Consider the following 16,290-nt stretch of genomic DNA (forward strand, 5'->3'; position numbering starts at 1 on the left):
CTCCTGCGCAGCTGCCCTCCGGATGCGTCGGGGGCGCATCGGAGCGATACGCTGGAGGACATGCACGTCGTCAGCTCGGCCCTCGATGAAGGCCCTCTCGCTCTGCCGCAGACCGGCCATCGGATCGACCGGCACGACGCCGACCGGCAGTGCGAGGACTGGCTGGCCGAGGTCTGGCGGCACCCCGGGACGCGGGTGCTGCGGGTGGTCGACGACCGGGTGCGCCGCACCGCCGACGGTGCGCGGCCGGTGCTGGAGCCGGCGCGCGGCGAGCTGCCGGACGGGACCGTCTATCTGGGCGAGGTGGACGCCGCCGATCTCGCCGCCGACGCGTCCGGCGGCGTCCACGTCGTCGCCGTCGAGGAGCCGGAGGACGACCACGCCGACGCCGCCGCGGAGATGGTCTCGACGATCATGCTGCGCCGCGACGCCGCCGAGCTGGCCGCCGTCGACGCCGGGCTGCTCACCCAGGCCGTCGCGATCCTCGCCTGGCATCGTGCCGCGGGCTTCTGCACCGCCTGCGGAGCGGCCACCGAGATCCGCAGCTCCGGCTGGATGCGTGTCTGTCCGCAGTGCGGCGCCCAGTCCTTCCCGCGCACCGATCCGGCGGTGATCACCGCCGTCGTCGACCGCGACGACCGGCTGCTGCTGGGCTCGGCGGTGCGCTGGGACGCCTCCCGCTACTCGACCTTCGCCGGATTCGTCGAGGCCGGCGAATCGGTCGAGCAGGCCGTCGCCCGCGAAGTCGCCGAGGAGGCCGGCGTCGACGTCGTCGAGGTCCGCTACCTGGGCTCGCAGTCCTGGCCGTTCCCGCGCTCGCTGATGCTGGGACATCTGGCGGTGGTCGACGACGCCGAGCGCGCCGTCGCCGACCGCGAGGAGATCCGCCATGTCCGCTGGTTCACCCGCGAGGAGCTCGCCGCCGAGACCGCCGCCGGCCGGATCGGGCTGCCGCCGCGCTCGTCGATCTCCCGGGCGCTGATCGAGCACTGGCACGGCGGCCGGATCGAGGACGCCGATCCGCGCACCGGCCCGCAGCCGGCGTCCCGCAGCCGAGACGGCAGCCGATACAGCAGCCGAGACCACCGACGAGACGAAGGGGGCGATCGCCGATGACGGCGTCCGCGCAGCCCGCAGGAGCAGACGCGCAGGCGGCACAGCCGCCGGAGGCGGTGCTCGCCGGACTCGACGACGAGCAGCGCGAGGCCGCGGCGACGCTCACCGGACCGCTGTGCATCCTCGCCGGCGCCGGCACCGGCAAGACCCGGGCGATCACCCACCGCATCGCCTACGGGGTCCGCTCCGGGGTCTACGACCCGCATCGGCTGCTGGCGGTGACCTTCACCGCCCGCGCGGCCGCCGAGATGCGCTCGCGGCTGAACTCGCTGGGCGCCCCCGGAGTGCAGGCGCGGACCTTCCACGCCGCCGCGCTGCGCCAGCTGCAGTACTTCTGGCCGATGGCCATCGGCGGGACGATGCCCGAGATCCTCGACCACAAGGTGCGGCTGCTCTCCGAGGCCGCCCGGCGGCTGCACATCACCACCGACCGGGCCGCGCTGCGCGATCTGGCCTCTGAGATCGAATGGGCCAAAGTCTCCACGCTGACGCCGGACTCGTACCTGGAGGTCGCCGCCGGCCGCGCCGAGCCCGGGGGAGTGGACCACCGCACCTTCGCCAAGCTGTACCAGTCCTATGAGGACGTGAAGCTGGACAAGCACCTGATCGACTTCGAGGACGTGCTGCTGCTGATGGTCGGCATCCTCGAGGACGACGAGCGCGTCGCCGCCCAGGTCCGCCAGCAGTACCGGCACTTCGTCGTCGACGAGTACCAGGACGTCTCGCCGCTGCAGCACCGGCTGCTCGACCTCTGGCTCGGCGGCCGCGACGAGCTCTGCGTGGTCGGCGACGCCGCCCAGACCATCTACTCCTTCACCGGCGCGACGCCGTCGTACCTGCTGGAGTTCACCCGCCGGCACCCCGAGGCGAAGGTGGTCAAGCTCGTCCGCGACTACCGCTCCACGCCGGAGGTGGTCCAGCTGGCCAACGGGCTGCTGACCGACCGCACCCGCGAGCAGGCGAGCCTGCAGGCGCGCAGCCGCGACACCGGCGAGACGGTGCCGGCCTGGCCGGACCCGCTGCGGCTGGTCTCGCAGCGCGAGCACGGCCCGGACCCGCAGATCACCCTGCACGATGACGACGACTCCGAGGCCGCCTGGATCGCCGACCAGATCGCCGGGCTGCAACGCTCGGGAGTCTCGCTGGGCGAGGTCGCGGTGCTCTACCGCACCAACGGCCAGTCCCAGGCGATCGAGCAGGCGCTGGCCAAGGTCGGAGTCTCCTATCAGCTGCGCGGCTCCGAACGGTTCTTCTCCCGGCGCGAGGTCCGCGAGGCGATCGCGGCGCTGCGCACCTCCTCGCTGGTGGCCGAGTCCGAGGAATCGGTGCCCAAGACCGTCCGCGACATCCTCTCCGCCCACGGCTGGCGGCGCGAGGCCCCGGAGTCCACCGGCGCGGTGCGCGAGCGTTGGGAGTCGATGGCCGCGCTGGTCTCGCTGGCCGACCAGCTCGACGCCGAGCGCGAGGACTTCACCATGCGCCAGTTCCTCGCCGAGCTGGAGGAGCGCTCGGCCGCCCAGCACGCCCCGACGGTGGAGGGCGTCACGCTGGCCTCGCTGCACTCGGCCAAGGGACTGGAGTGGGACGCGGTGTTCCTCGCCGGGCTCTCCGAGGGGCTGATGCCGATCACCTTCGCCAAGGAGCAGCGCGAGATCGACGAGGAGCGGCGGCTGCTCTACGTGGGCATCACCCGTGCGCGGAAGTACCTGAGCCTCTCCTCGGCCCGGTCGCGGCACAGCGGCGGCCGCGGGCGGCGCAGCCCTTCGCGGTTCCTGCGCCCGTTGCGCCGCGAGCTCGGGCTGGAGGAGCCGACGCGGAAGATCGCGCCGTCCTCGGGACGGACGAATCCGAATTCGCGGGTGCGGAAGTCGACGGCGACCTGCTCGAGCTGCGGGGAGGTGCTGACCACCGGCACCGAGGTGAAGCGGCGGCGCTGTGCGGACTGCCCGGCCCGCTACGACGAGGAGCTCTTCGAGCGGCTGCGCCAGTGGCGGGCCGAGCAGGCGCAGAGCCTCGAGGTGCCGGCCTTCGTGGTCTTCACCGACGCCACTCTGGAGGTCATCGCCGAGCGGCGCCCGACCACCCGCGCCGAGCTCCTCGAGGTCCCCGGTGTGGGGGAGCGGAAGTTGGAGAAGCACGGCGAGGCGCTGCGTGCGGTGCTCGAGGGCCGCGGCTGAGCTGATCGCGCGGGCCGCTCAGCCCTGCGGGTTCCGCCAGCCGTAGCTGACGCCCTCGAGGAAGGCTTCGGCGGCGACGGTGTGCGGATAGGCCGCCACCAGCCGCTGGAACTCCGCGCCGTGATCCGGTGCGATCAGATGCGCCAGCTCGTGGACCAGGACCGAATCCTGGACCCAGACCGGCATGCCGCTCAGCCGCGAGGACAGTCGGATGGTGCCCTCCAGCGCCGTCGTCGACCCCCAGAGCGTGTTCTGCCGGTCCGACCAGGTCACCGACCGGACCTCGGCGGGATCCAGAAGCCCGCCGAAGTACTCGGCGACGAGCTGGCGCGCCCGCCGCATCAGCTCGTCCTCGGAGCGCTCGCCGCGAGCGGCGCGCCGCTCCAGCTTCTGGCGGAAGGCCCGGGCATGGCCGTCGACCTGGCGGCGGGTCAGCCGCATCGGCACCCGCAGTCGCAGCACGCCGTCGACCTGGTCGGCCGAGACGGTGCGGGTCCGCCGGGAGGAGCGCACCACGATCACCGGATGGCCGTCGACCTCGACCTGCTCGGTCTCGCGCCGAGTCTGCGCCGGCTTCCGCCCGGGCCCGCTCCCGGGGCGCGGACGCCCGCGGGAGGACGACGAGGAGGCCATCGACGCGGCGCTCAGGAGGTCGGAGTGCCGCCGGAGCCGCCCGGGCGGTCGGAGTCGTCGCCGGACTCGCCCGACCCGTCGGCGTCGCCGGTGTCTTCGTCCTCGGCGGAGGCGCCGGACTCGGACGGGCCGTCGTAGCCGCCGGCGAGCAGCTTCTCCAGCGCCTCGTCGAGCTCGGCCGACTCCGCCTGCCGCTCGGCGCGGCGACGGTGGAAGCCCTCGGGGTCGTCCAGGTCCTGCTCATCGGGCTGCACGTCCGGATGCGACCAGACCTCGTCGCGGCCGGAGAGGCCGTCGGCGGTGCGCAGGTGCGCCCACAGGGCGGCGGCGTCACGCAGCCGGCGGGGGCGCAGCTCCAGGCCGACCAACGAGGCGAAGGTTTCCTCGGCCGGTCCGCCGGCGGCCCGGCGGCGGTTCATCGTCTCGCGCAGCGCGCCGAGCGACTCGAGGTGCTCGGCGGCCTGGCTGACGACGTCGTCGACCCAGCCCTCGACCAGTGCCAGCGTGGTCTCGATGCGGCGCAGTGCTGCATCCTGCATCGGGGTGCGCTCGGAGGAGAACAGCCCTTCGCCCATGATCTGCTGCATCGCCTCGGGGTTGCTCGGATCCACCTGCGAGGCGGCCTCCTCGATCCGGCCCATGTCGATGCTGATGCCCGCGGCATACTGCGCGACGGCGTTGAACAGGTCCTGCTCCAGCCAGGGCGCGTGGGTGAACAGCCGCATCCGGGCGGCCTCGCGCAGCGCCAGATAGAGCACGATCTCCTGGCGGTCGACCTGCAGGCCCTCGCCGAAGTCGGCGATGTTCTTCGGCAGCAGCGCCAGCGTCCGGCCGGCCAGCGGCAGCCCGATGTCCGAGGAGGAGTGGACCTCCTTGGCGAGCTCGCCGACCGCCTGGCCGAGCTGCATGCCGAAGGCCATTCCGCCCATCTGCTCGAGCATGCCGGTGATCTGCTCGGAGCCGGCGCCGCCGAGCATGCCCTGCATCTCCGGCGGCAGCCCGGCGGTGAGGTCGCCCTGCTCGCCGAGCTGGTCCTTCATCGTCTGCGACAGCGCGGAGGAGACCGACTCGGCCACCGGCTCGGTCAGCCGCTGCCAGGAGTCGAAGGTCTCCTCGATCCACTGCGCCCGCGACCAGGCCTTGCCGAGCTGGCCGGTGGAGGCGAAGGTGGTCGCCGCGTCGAGCCACATGTCGGCCAGCCGCAGCGCCTCGTCGATCTCCCGGGACTCGCTCGGGGAGACGCTGGGGTCGTCGCCGGAGGCGGCCTGGCGGGCGGCGTTCTTGGCCATCGACCAGTTCACCGGACCCTGCCGGTCCTCCTCGGAGGAGTTCTGCATGGCGCTGAACATCGCCTGCACCTGACCCATGATCTGCTGCATCATCTGCGGGTCCATGCCCGACATGCCCATCTGCGAGGGGTCGAAGCCCTGCGCGCCGGACTGGCCGGACTGCCCGGAGCCGGGCGTGCCGGTGAAGCCGATCGACGGGCCCTGAGACGAGTCGCCCGTCCCGCTCTGATTCCCGGAGGGGTCGGAGCCGAAGAGCTGCTTGAACAGCTCCTCCATGGGGTTCTGCGGGTCCTCGCCGTCGCCGTCGCGGCGCTCGGAGTTGTCGCCATTCATCGGGTGCTCCCTGACTCGTCGCTGACCATGGGTCTGTGGAGTCTCCAGGGTATCGAGCCGTCGAGCGCGGTGTCCGCTCCACGGGCCCGAGTTCGCGCTCGGTGGACGGGAGGCGGCACGGCGCCCGCAGCCTGCCCGAGCAGGACGCCGCGGCATGGCCGACGGCGCGTTCGTCCCGTCATGGCCAGGATGAGACAATGTCCTTCGATCACCATGACAGACCAGCATCAGTCGCCGCGTGCGGCGCAGCCTGCGCCGCCGGCCCAGGATCCCGGCCTCGCGCCGGCTTCCGCCGCGCCCGGGTCCGAGTCCTCCGACGACCGCCCCGCCGTCAGCGTCCCCGGCCCGCCGCGCCGTCGTCGCCTGCGCCGCGGCGTCCAGCTGGGCGCCGGGGCCTCGGCGCTGCTGCTGGGCGCGGCGTCGCTCTCGGTGCCCAGCGCCTTCCTCATCGAATCGCCGGGGCCGACCTTCAACACCATCGGCGAGACCGACGGCGACCCGATCATCACCGTCGACGGCGCCCAGACTTATGAGACCGACGGCAATCTGGATCTGACCACGGTCTACGTCAACGGCCAGCCCACCTCGACGGTCCGTGTGCCGGACATGATCCGCGGCTGGTTCGACCCGTCGGTCGACGTCGAGCCGCATGAGCTGGTCTACCCGTCGGGCACCTCCGCCGAGGAGGTCGAGCAGCAGAACGCGCAGGCGATGACCAGCTCCCAGGACCAGGCGGTGGCCGCCGCGCTGGACGAGCTCGGCATCGAGTACTCGCAGCGCCTGGAGGTCGTGGAGTTCACCGACGGCGCGGCCGTGTCCGGCGCCGACGACGTGCTGCAGATCGGCGATGAAGTCGTCGCGGCCGCCGGCGAGCGGGTGGCCGGCGTGCCGGGACTGCGCGATGCGGTCACCGACGCCGCAGGTCAGCCGGTAGGATTGGACGTGATCCGGGACGGCGAGCGGCAGGAGGTCGACGTCCCCACCTACGAGGAGTCGGACGGCCAGCACTACATGGGCGTTCTTCTGCAGGGGCGTTTCGAATTTCCGGTCGAGGTCGACATCCGGCTCGACGACGTCGGCGGGCCCAGTGCGGGGATGATGTTCTCGCTGGGCGTGATCGACACGCTCACCGACGGGTCGATGACGGCGGGGGAGCACTGGGCCGGAACCGGCACAGTGGAAGCTGACGGGACGGTCGGCCCCATCGGGGGCATCGCGCAGAAGGTCCGTGGGGCCGCGGCCGAGGGCGCGGACCATTTCCTGGCCCCGGCCGGGAACTGCGCCGGGCTCGACGGGCGCGTCCCCGCCGGCATCGACGTCTACAGCATCGAGGACGTCGGCCAGGGACGGTCGATCGTCCAGGCGGTTGGCGACGGCGACGAGGCCGCGCTGGACGCCGCGGAGACCTGCGGATGAGCGGTCCGCCGGCCTCGAGCACCACGCAGCATCACTGAAGCACTGAAGCACCGACGAGCACACCCACGACGCTGTGGGCCCCTCGGGGCCGCGGCAGAGGCGAGGAGAGGGTAGACGTGAGTTTCTCCCAGGGATTCGGTTCCACGAACCCCTTCAGCGGCGGAGGCCTGTTCGGCTCCGGGAACGACGACGACAGCTCCGGAGGCTCCGGCGGCGGGCGAGGAGGCGACGGCGGCGGCTCGAACAGCGCGCACAGCGGCTCGCGCCGGCCGTCGGCGCTGACCCTGACGATCATCATCATCGCCCTGCTCATCGGGGCGTTCATGATCTTCTCGGGGTTCTACGCCGAGATCCTCTGGTACAACCAGGTCGGATACTCCGACGTCTTCTGGACCGAGCGGCTGGCCCGGCTCAGCGTCTTCGCCGCCGGATTCGTGGTGATGGGCGCCTTCGTCTGGCTGAGCCTCTTCCTGGCCTTCCGCCATCGCCCGCAGACCCTGGGGCGGCAGGTCAACGAGTCGGTGCAGCGCTATCAGCGCACGCTGGACTCGATGCGCCGGCTGTTCATGATCGGCCTGCCGGTGCTGATGGGCTTCTTCGCCGGCACGGCGGCGTCGGGCGCCTGGGACACGGTGCTGCTGTTCTTCAATCGTGAGCCCTTCGGCGACAGCGACCCCGAGTTCGGCCTCGACTACGCCTTCTACGTCTTCAACCTGCCGTTCATCGGCTTCCTGACCGGATTCCTGGTCTCGGTGGTGCTGGTGGCCGGCATCGCCGGCATCATCTGCCACTACCTCTACGGCGGCATCCGGATCGAGCCCAACGGGCGCTTCATCATCGAGAAGGCCGCCCGCTGGCACATCGCGGTCACCGCCGCGCTGTTCGTGCTGCTGCAGGGGGCGAACTGGTGGCTGGACCGCTACTCCACGCTGCAGTCGCAGGACGGCGATTGGGCCGGTGCGATGTACACCGACGTCCACGCCGTCATCCCCGCCCAGGCCATCCTCGCCGTCGCCGCCGTGCTGGTGGCCGCGATCTTCATCGTCACCGCGGTGACCGGCCGCTGGCGCTTCTCCGTCATCGGCGTCGCGATGCTGCTGGTCACCGCGATCGTCGGCGGGGCGATCTACCCGTTCCTGGTGCAGGAGTACCAGGTGCAGCCGTCGGAGCGGACGCTGGAGGAGGAATACATCCAGCGCAACATCGACACCACCCGCTACGCCTACGGGCTGCAGGACATCAGCCAGGACAGCTACGACGCCGACGTCACCGCCGAGGAGGGCGGGCTGAGCGAGGACTCGGCCAATACGCAGAACGTGCGTCTGCTGGACCCGAACCTGGTCAGTGCCTCCTTCGGGCAGCTGCAGCAGTTCCGCCAGTACTACCAGTTCCCGGAGACGCTCAGCGTCGACCGCTACAGCATCGACGGCGAGGCGGAGGACACCGTCGTCGCCGCGCGTGAGGTGAACGTCGCCGACGACGCCTCCTGGGTCAACGAGCACCTGATCTACACCCACGGCTACGGGCTCGTCGCGGCCAACGCCTCCTCGGTGACCGCCGAGGGCCGGCCCGACTTCACGCTGCAGGGCATCCCGACCCGAGGCGAGCTGGCCTCGGACGAGGACTACGAGCCGCGCATCTACTTCGGCGAGAACGCTCCGGACTTCTCCATCGTCGGCGCCCCCGAGGGCGCGGACCCGATGGAGCTGGACCGTCCGGCCTCGGGCCAGAACGAGGAGGACGCGACCTACACCTTCGACGGCGACGGCGGCCCGTCGGTGGGCGGCCTGTTCAACCGGCTGGTCTACGCCATCCAGTTCCAGTCCCCGGAGATCCTGCTCTCCGGCGACATGAACTCCGAGTCGCAGATCCTCTACGACCGCGATCCCCGGCAGCGTGTGGAGAAGGTCGCGCCGTTCCTGACCGTCGACCAGAACGCCTACCCGGCGATCGTCGACGGCCGGGTGAAGTGGATCGTGGAGGGTTACACGACCTCCGACGACTTCCCCTACTCCGCGCAGCAGCAGCTCGAGTCGGCCACCACCGACTCGCTGACGCAGGGCCAGCCGGTGCTCTCCGGCCAGGTCAACTACATGCGCAACTCGGTGAAGGCCACCGTCGACGCCTACAACGGCTCGGTGGACCTCTACGCCTGGGACGAGGAGGACCCGATCCTGAAGGCCTGGGAGAAGGTCTTCCCGGACGCGCTGCAGTCCTACGAGGACATGAGTGCGGAGCTGATGGACCACGTCCGCTACCCGGAGGACATGTTCCGCGTCCAGCGCGAGCTGCTGGGTCGGTACCACGTCTCCGACGCCGGGGCGTTCTACGAGGACAACGACGCCTGGTCGGTGCCGGACGACCCCACCGAGGACGACAGCTCGGTGAAGCAGCCGCCGTACTACATGACGCTGCGGATGCCGGGCCAGGACGAGGCCGAGTTCTCGCTGACCTCCACGTTCATCCCGCAGGTGACCGAGGGGGCCCAGCAGCGCAACGTGCTCTACGGCTATCTCTCCGCCAGCGGCGACGCCGGCACCGGCGAGGACGGCGTGAAGAACGAGGACTACGGCAAGCTGCGGCTGCTGGAGCTTCCGCGCGACACGGCGGTCCCCGGACCCGGCCAGACGCAGGCGAACTTCGACTCCAACTCGGTCATCTCCCAGGAGCTGAACCTGCTGCGCCAGGGCGCCTCCGAGGTGATCAGCGGCAACATGATCACTCTGCCCGCCGGCGGCGGCATCCTCTACGTCCAGCCGGTCTACGTGCAGTCCACCGGCACCACCTCCTACCCGCTTCTGCGGAAGGTCGTGGTCTCCTACGGCGAGGAGGTCGGCTTCGCCGACAGCCTCGACCAGGCGCTGGACCAGGTCTTCGGCGGCGACTCCGGCGCCGAGGTCGCCGACGGCGCCGGCGTGCAGGGCGAAGAGGTCGAGGAGGAGGCCGGCGTCGACGGCGAGGGCGAGGGCGACTCGTCCGACTCCGGAGAATCCGGCGAGACCTCAGGCTCCGAGGAGTCTCCGTCGCCGTCTCCGGACGAGTCGACCCCCGCGCCGACCGGCCCGGCGGGCGAGCAGCTGCAGGACGCCCTGGACCGGGCGAACCAGGCCATGCAGGACTCTCAGCAGGCGCTGCAGGACAACGACTTCGCCGCCTACGGGGAGGCGCAGGACGAGCTGCAGCAGGCTGTCGAGGACGCCATGGCCGCCCAGGAGGAGATCGACGGCGGGTCCGGTGGCTCTGGAGGCTCCGAGGGCTCCGGCGGCGAGTGATCCTCCGCCGCTGAGCCCGGCCGGTCGACCGGTATGAGAAGGGCCCGGGAGCTGACTGCTCCCGGGCCCTTGCTCGTCCCGCGGCCCGGATCTGGGCCCCTCCGCACGTGAGCGGTCGATTCTGACGGCTCCGGGGCGGCGACACGCCGTCGGAGGCCGCAGAGTGTCGTCAGAAGTGACCACTCAGCGTGGGGCAGGGCCGGGAGGCTCCGCTCAGAGCATGTTGCGGATGTCTCCCCAGACGGCTTCGGCGCCGGTGTGGCCGGAGATGAGCGTCAGGCCGACGGCGGCCAGCGCGGCCAGCACGGTCAGCGCGCCGAGGACTCGGACCGCGGGAGAGCCGCGTCGCCGGCGGCCGGCGCGACGCTGGCCCAGGTGCCAGACGACGGCCAGCACGGCGAAGACTGCGCTGGCGATGAGCGTCGGGGTTCCCCAGGGTTCATGGTCGGCAGGCACTCCGACCGTCTCGGCCAGGGCGCGCCCGCTGCGCTCGGCGACCAGCGCGGAGATCGCGCCGACGACGGCGAGGACGGCTCCGACCGGCGCGCAGCTCCGACGCAGCGGCGGCACGAGCACGGCGAGGAGCACCAGCACGGCGGACAGCGGCACCAGGACGACCACGGCGTGGACGATCAGCGGGTGGAGGGGCAGATCCAGGATCATGGGCTCTCCCTGCGGTGGTGGTCGGAGGGGACGCCGGCCGGGACGTGCCGACCCTGCGGAGGGCCGAGCCCGGGCGTCTGCGGGTGGTCGCAGACTACCCGGCGGCGAGAGGGGGTGTCAGGTGGACGGGGCCGATCTGACGTGGTGCGGAGGACCTCCTCGAGGTGTGCTGCAGATCACGCAAGGAATCGTTCATCTCGATTTTGCGCCGCGCTCATCCATGGGTAGAGTGGAGCATGTCGCCGCGGGGTGGAGCAGTTCGGTAGCTCGCCGGGCTCATAACCCGGAGGTCGCAAGTTCAAATCTTGCCCCCGCAACGAAGAAGGAGGCCCCCGGCCTGGGAGAGATCCCAGGCCGGGGGCCTTCTGCATGTCCGGGGGTGGAGGCCAGCCCGCCGACCCGGCCGCTGCAGGTGCCGGGGCGTGGCAGTGCCGTCGCATGGACTCCGGGGACATTCGCACCGAGCCGGCTGGACGAGAACGCATCAAGGGTTCTCGTCGTGTCCCGCGCCGGCACCATGAATCCGAGAAGCCATCGGACGAGGGGACCGCTATGTCGATCATCCGGCCGCAGCCTGTCCAGGAGGCGCCTGTGCTGTCCTGGCTGCGCGACCATCCGCAGAACCTCGCCGAGGTCCACCGGCAGGCGTCCCAGGGCGCGCAGGGTCCCGTCCCGCGTCCCGCCGCACTGGTGCAGGAGACCGGCAACCCCGACGACGCCGTGCTGATCGTCGTCGACGGCCGTCCCGTGGGCTACATCGACCGTGAACTGGCCGCGACCTGCGCCCCGGCGCTGCGGTCGCTGTGAGCGCAGGGGGTCGACGTCGAAGTCCCCGTGATGCTCCACGGCCCCGGTCAGGACAGCGTCGGGATCCCGCACCCCGCCTCGCTCGCCGCCACCAGCAGGCTCCCTCGGCATCGGTCGCTGGCGCCCCGGCCCCGGTCGGCCAGGGTGGGGTCACCGTGGTGAACACCGTGTCCAGCCCGGCGGGCGCCGGCTACGCACCCGGGCCGCCCAAGAGCTTCGCCGCGGCCGTCCTGCTGTCGCTCTTCCTGGGGACCCTCGGCGTGGATCGCTTCTACCTCGGCCATGTGGGACTGGGCGTGGCGAAGCTGCTGCTGAGCTGGATGACGTTCGGCATCTGGCAGATGATCGATCTCATCGTCATCATCTGCAAGGGCACGCCGGCGCTGCGGGCGATCTGCTGGGAGTAGCGGACCACGAGGTCCGCCGCGGCACAGCTGCCGGCGTCGGAGCTCAGTAGGTGCTGTGCGTGCTGCGCGAGAGGTTGAAGCCCTCGCCGGTGATCTTGTTCCAGCAGGAGAGCTTCGACCGCATCGACTGGCAGGCGAAGTACTCGTTTGTCGTCGTCTGCCCGTAGGGGAGGATCTCCCGGTCGGCCTCCTCCACGGGATCCTCGCAGTCGGGCGCGGCCGTGGTGCGCAGGGTGCTCTGGTAGGTGATCAGGTCCGCCTCGTCGCAGCCCTCCGGCGCGGAGAAGTCATGCTCGACGATGCTGCAGTGCAGCCGATCGCCCATCTCGCAGCGGACGTTGCCGCTGGGCGTCATGAACGAGGCCAGCTCCATCGCGCCCTCGGCGGGGGCGTTGATCTCGATCCATCCGGTGCCCATGTCCTCGGCCGCCGCGGCGATCCCCGCGGAGGACTCGCCGGTCAGCTGCTGATGCACCTGGGCGCTCTGCAGCGCGCCGCATTCAGCCTGCAGGTCCTCCACGGTGCGCTGCACCAGCTCATCGTCCTCCGTGCTCCAGGAGTCCTCGTCGGCGGCGCGCTCGGCGTAGGCGGTGAACACGTCGACGTCGTCGGTGACGTCCTCGCAGGAGGAGGTCTGCGGCAGCTCGGACACCGCGGTGCGCAGCTCGTCGAGCGTCGGCCCGGTGGGCGAGGGGCTCGGCTCCGGCGAGGCCTCCGACGGCGAGGAGCTCGTCTCGCTCGCGGCGTCGCCGCCCGGCTCGGCCTGCGGGTCGCCGCGGTCGTCGAGGAGCATGATCACCAGCGCGGCGATCGCCACGACGGCGATGATCGGCAGGACGACGGCGAGCAGCACCAGTCCGACTCGTGAGCGACGACGGCGGGCGCGCTCCTGCAGCGCGGCCGCGCTGATGCCGGTGCCGGCTCCGGCGGCGAGCGTCGAGGCCGGCAGCGCCGGAGCAGGTTCCTCGGCTCCGTCCCCGCCGTCGGCTTCCGGCCCCGGAGATGCCGCGCCCGCGGCCGTTCCGGCCGTTCCGGTCGCTCCGGCCGTCTCGGTCGGTTCGGGTGATGTCGGCGGCTCGTCCGTCGCCTGAGTCGGAGCCGATGTCTCGGCAGGGCCCGTCGCCGCCGCGGTGTGCGCCGCCGTCGCCGCTCCGGCCGCCTCCGGCGCGCTGTCGCCGGCGTCGCTGCTCTCAGCGCTCCCAGCGCCCGCGTGCTCGTCGGGGTGCTCGTCGTCCCCGGGCTTGGCGTCGGGCTCGTCGTCCCCATGCTCGCCGTCCTCGTGCTCGGCGCCCTCCGCGGGCGCGGCCTCAGGATTGAAACGACGCATCAGCGCCGCGGTGATCGCGGGGTCTTCGAGATCGGCCAGCGCTTCCAGCAGCTCGGGATACGTCGCGGGGTTCGCCGCCACGGCGGGGCGCAGCTCAGGGTACTCCTCTGCGATCCAGTGCAGAGTGTCCCACTCGGACTCCGGGTCGGAGGCCAGGCGGCGGACATCGTCGTAGCTGAAGGTCATGATTCCTCGGCGCCGGGAGGCAGTCGGGGCTCGGGTCGTCGTGAGAGAGCTTACAGCGCCGAACGGCGGCGCGGCACTCCGATCCCCGGCCGACGCGCGGGAGGCCGGCGGAACCCGCCCGCGGGACGCCTCGGGCCGCCCCGAGGCGTCCCGCGGGCGGGTTCAAGCTCCGGCGAGCTGCACGAACAGCGCGTGCAGGCGGTGGTCCTCGGTCAGCTCCGGGTGGAAGCTGGAGGCCATCATCCGCCCCTGGCGCACCGCCACCGGTCGCTCGGCCGCGGAGGCGAGGACCTCGACCTCGCCGCCGGTCGACTCGACGACCGGCGCGCGGATGAACACCGCCGGCAGCGGAGAGTCCAGTCCGACGACGTCGAGGTCGGCGGTGAACGAGTCCAGCTGGCTCCCGTAGCCGTTGCGCCGGGCGACGATGTCCAGGCCGCCGATCCGCTCGAAGCCCTCCAGTGCCGCGGCGTCGGAGACGTCGTCGGCCATCAGGATCATCCCCGCGCAGGTGCCGAAGAGCGCCATGCCGTCGTCGTGGGCGGAGCGGATCTGCGGCAGCAGCCCCGTCGGGGCGGCCAGCCGGGCCATCGTGGTCGACTCCCCGCCGGGGACGACCAGTCCGTCCAGACCGGCCAGCTCGGCGGGGCGCCGCACGGTGCTCACCTCGGCGCCGACGGCCTGCAGAGCACGGACATGCTCGGCGACGGCCCCCTGCAGCGCCAGGACTCCGATCCGCGGGCTCACCAGCCGCGCTCGGCCAGCCGGTGCGGCTCCGGCAGGTCGGCGACGTTCAGTCCGACCATCGCCTCGCCGAGGCCGCGGGAGACCTCCGTGACCACCGACGGGTCGTCGTAGTGGGTGGTGGCCTGCACGATGGCCTTCGCCCGGCCCGCCGGGTCGCCCGACTTGAAGATGCCCGAGCCGACGAAGACGCCGTCGGCGCCCATCTGCATCATCATCGCCGCGTCGGCGGGCGTGGCCACGCCGCCGGCGACGAAGGTCACCACCGGCAGGCGGCCGTCGGCGGCGACCTGCTTGACCAGGGCGTGGGGAGCCTGCAGCTCCTTGGCCGCGACGTAGAGCTCGTCCTCGGCCATCGAGGTCAGCCGCGCGATCTCGGCGTTGATCGTGCGCAGGTGCTTGACCGCCTCGGAGACGTCGCCGGTGCCGGCTTCGCCCTTCGAGCGGATCATCGAGGCACCCTCGGTGATCCGGCGCAGCGCCTCGCCGAGGTTGCTGGCCCCGCAGACGAAGGGCACCGAGAACTTCGACTTGTCGACATGGTTGACGTAGTCGGCGGGGGAGAGGACCTCGGACTCGTCGATGTAGTCGACCTTGAGGTGCTCCAGCACCTGGGCCTCGACGAAGTGGCCGATGCGCGCCTTCGCCATCACCGGGATGGAGACGGTGTCGATGATGCCCTGGATCAGGTCCGGATCCGACATCCGGGCCAGTCCTCCGGTGGCGCGGATGTCGGCGGGGACGCGCTCCAGGGCCATGACGGCGACGGCGCCGGCCTCCTCGGCGATCTTCGCCTGATCGGGGGTCACCACGTCCATGATGACGCCGCCCTTGAGCATGTGGGCCAGGCCGGTGTTGACCGTCGTCGCGCCCTGTCCGGGCGACTGGGTGTTCTCAGGGGTCACTGATGGGCTCCTCGATGATGGATGCGGATCACGGATGCGCAGGCATCCATTGAAGCAGAGATCCGCGCGGTTTCGGCGGGATGGGGCCGCAGAACGTCATCCGCCGTCGGGCCGGGAGCGGGGGCACGCTCGGGGCACGCCCGTCGTCCAGCGATGGTGCGCCGGGTCGAGGGGGCGACGGCGGCAGGCGACGCGGCGTCAGCGCTGCTGCTCGGCCTCCAGGGCCGCCAGGTCGTCGGCGAGGTCGAGGTCTTCGGAGGTGGTGTCGGCGCCGTCGTCCTGACCGGCGCCCAGCGACTTGGTGTCGCCGCCGCCCTTCAGCGCCGCGAGCCGGGCGTCGACCTCCGCCTGCTCGCCGAGGTCCTCGAGGTCCTCGAACTGCGCGTCCAGGCTGGAGGCGGCCAGCTCGGACTGTCCGCGGACCTTGGCCTCCTCCCGGCGGATCTTCTCCTCGAAGCGGCCCACCTCGGAGGTCGAGTCCATGATGTCGATCGACTTCACGGCGTCGTGGACCTGGGACTGCGCCTCGGCGGCGCGGGACCGGGCGACGAGCTCGTCGCGCTTGGAGACCAGCTGCTGGCGCTTGGTCTTCATCTGCTCCAGGCCGTTCTTGAGCTTCTCCACGATCTCCCGCTGCGACTGGATGGTCGGCTCGGCGGTCTTGGCCGAGCTCTCCGCATCCATCTGACGCTGGATGGCGACCTTGGCGAGGTTGTCGAACTTCGCGGCGTCCTCGGTGTCGCCCTCCGCGCGGAGGTCGTCGGCCTTGCGCGAGGCGGCCAGCGCCTTCTGGCCCCAGGAGCGCGCGGTCTCCAGGTCCTCCTTGTGGTCGTCCTCCATCATCCGCAGATTGCCGATGGTCTGGGCGATGGCCTCCTCGGCCTCGGCGATGTTGTTGGTGAAGTCCCGGACCATCTGGTCCAGCATCTTCTCGGGGTCTTCGGCGTTGTCGAGCATCGCGTTGATGTTCGCGCGGACCAGCTGGGACATCCGGCCGAAGATGGACTGCTTGGAC

At 71.6% G+C, this 16,290-nt stretch carries 13 protein-coding genes and 1 tRNA gene; 7 read left to right on the forward strand and 7 right to left on the reverse strand.

Annotation, left to right across the window (positions count from 1 at the left end; genetic code table 11):
• The first annotated feature begins 60 nt into the window (after positions 1 to 60).
• Positions 61 to 1,116: an NAD(+) diphosphatase gene (gene nudC, locus GCL72_RS04010; RefSeq protein ID WP_153143425.1), complete on the forward strand. Its 1,056-nt coding sequence runs from the start codon at positions 61 to 63 to the stop codon at positions 1,114 to 1,116.
• A complete protein-coding gene (locus GCL72_RS04015) occupies positions 1,113 to 3,293 on the forward strand; it encodes an ATP-dependent DNA helicase UvrD2 (RefSeq protein ID WP_153143426.1) in 2,181 nt (726 codons plus the stop codon). Before nudC ends, GCL72_RS04015 begins: the two co-directional genes overlap by 4 nt.
• 18 nt (positions 3,294 to 3,311) lie before the next feature.
• On the opposite strand, the gene GCL72_RS04020 is transcribed toward GCL72_RS04015, so the two are convergent.
• Positions 3,312 to 3,926, reverse strand: a complete 615-nt coding sequence (locus GCL72_RS04020) for a M48 metallopeptidase family protein (RefSeq protein WP_153143427.1) — start codon at positions 3,924 to 3,926, stop codon at positions 3,312 to 3,314.
• Positions 3,927 to 3,937: 11 nt separating this feature from the next.
• Positions 3,938 to 5,548, reverse strand: coding sequence for a zinc-dependent metalloprotease (locus tag GCL72_RS04025; protein ID WP_153143428.1), 1,611 nt, complete (start codon positions 5,546 to 5,548; stop codon positions 3,938 to 3,940).
• A 213-nt stretch (positions 5,549 to 5,761) separates the two neighbouring features.
• Here GCL72_RS04025 and GCL72_RS04030 point away from each other — a divergent pair, with 213 nt between their 5' ends.
• Positions 5,762 to 6,964, forward strand: a complete 1,203-nt coding sequence (locus tag GCL72_RS04030) for a YlbL family protein (RefSeq protein ID WP_246161001.1) — start codon at positions 5,762 to 5,764, stop codon at positions 6,962 to 6,964.
• A 116-nt stretch (positions 6,965 to 7,080) separates the two neighbouring features.
• Positions 7,081 to 10,236 (forward strand): UPF0182 family membrane protein, encoded by a 3,156-nt coding sequence (locus tag GCL72_RS04035; protein ID WP_153143430.1) that lies wholly within the window; start codon positions 7,081 to 7,083, stop codon positions 10,234 to 10,236.
• 213 nt (positions 10,237 to 10,449) lie between these two features.
• Here GCL72_RS04035 and GCL72_RS04040 read toward each other — a convergent pair whose 3' ends face one another.
• On the reverse strand, positions 10,450 to 10,899 hold the full coding sequence (locus GCL72_RS04040; protein ID WP_153143431.1) for a DUF2231 domain-containing protein: 450 nt from the start codon (positions 10,897 to 10,899) through the stop codon (positions 10,450 to 10,452).
• A gap of 243 nt (positions 10,900 to 11,142) precedes the next feature.
• Between GCL72_RS04040 and GCL72_RS04045 the strand changes: the two genes are divergently transcribed.
• The 3 genes from GCL72_RS04045 to GCL72_RS04055 all read left to right on the forward strand — a co-directional run bounded on the left by GCL72_RS04045 (position 11,143) and on the right by GCL72_RS04055 (position 12,113).
• Positions 11,143 to 11,216: transfer RNA gene (locus GCL72_RS04045), tRNA-Met, on the forward strand.
• A gap of 274 nt (positions 11,217 to 11,490) precedes the next feature.
• The gene (locus GCL72_RS04050) at positions 11,491 to 11,706 is read left to right on the forward strand and encodes a hypothetical protein (RefSeq protein ID WP_153143432.1); all 216 of its coding nucleotides are present in this window, start codon (positions 11,491 to 11,493) and stop codon (positions 11,704 to 11,706) included.
• A 158-nt stretch (positions 11,707 to 11,864) separates the two neighbouring features.
• On the forward strand, positions 11,865 to 12,113 hold the full coding sequence (locus GCL72_RS04055; RefSeq protein ID WP_246161002.1) for a TM2 domain-containing protein: 249 nt from the start codon (positions 11,865 to 11,867) through the stop codon (positions 12,111 to 12,113).
• 43 nt (positions 12,114 to 12,156) lie between these two features.
• Here the strand turns inward: GCL72_RS04055 and GCL72_RS04060 are convergent, their stop codons facing one another.
• The 4 genes from GCL72_RS04060 to GCL72_RS04075 form a co-directional block, all read right to left on the reverse strand.
• Positions 12,157 to 13,626, reverse strand: a complete 1,470-nt coding sequence (locus GCL72_RS04060) for a variant leucine-rich repeat-containing protein (protein ID WP_153143434.1) — start codon at positions 13,624 to 13,626, stop codon at positions 12,157 to 12,159.
• 162 nt (positions 13,627 to 13,788) lie between these two features.
• Positions 13,789 to 14,373 carry a pyridoxal 5'-phosphate synthase glutaminase subunit PdxT gene (gene pdxT, locus GCL72_RS04065; protein ID WP_211364958.1) on the reverse strand — a complete coding sequence of 195 codons (585 nt, stop codon included), beginning with the start codon at positions 14,371 to 14,373 and terminating at the stop codon, positions 13,789 to 13,791.
• Positions 14,370 to 15,275, reverse strand: coding sequence for a pyridoxal 5'-phosphate synthase lyase subunit PdxS (gene pdxS / locus GCL72_RS04070; RefSeq protein ID WP_153143436.1), 906 nt, complete (start codon positions 15,273 to 15,275; stop codon positions 14,370 to 14,372). Before pdxS ends, pdxT begins: the two co-directional genes overlap by 4 nt.
• A 198-nt stretch (positions 15,276 to 15,473) precedes the next feature.
• A complete protein-coding gene (locus GCL72_RS04075; RefSeq protein WP_153143508.1) occupies positions 15,474 to 16,265 on the reverse strand; it encodes a PspA/IM30 family protein in 792 nt (263 codons plus the stop codon).
• Positions 16,266 to 16,290: the final 25 nt, after the last annotated feature.

This window comes from Nesterenkonia halophila, assembly GCF_009467795.1.
In the GTDB taxonomy this organism is placed as follows: Bacteria; Actinomycetota; Actinomycetes; order Actinomycetales; family Micrococcaceae; genus Nesterenkonia; species Nesterenkonia halobia.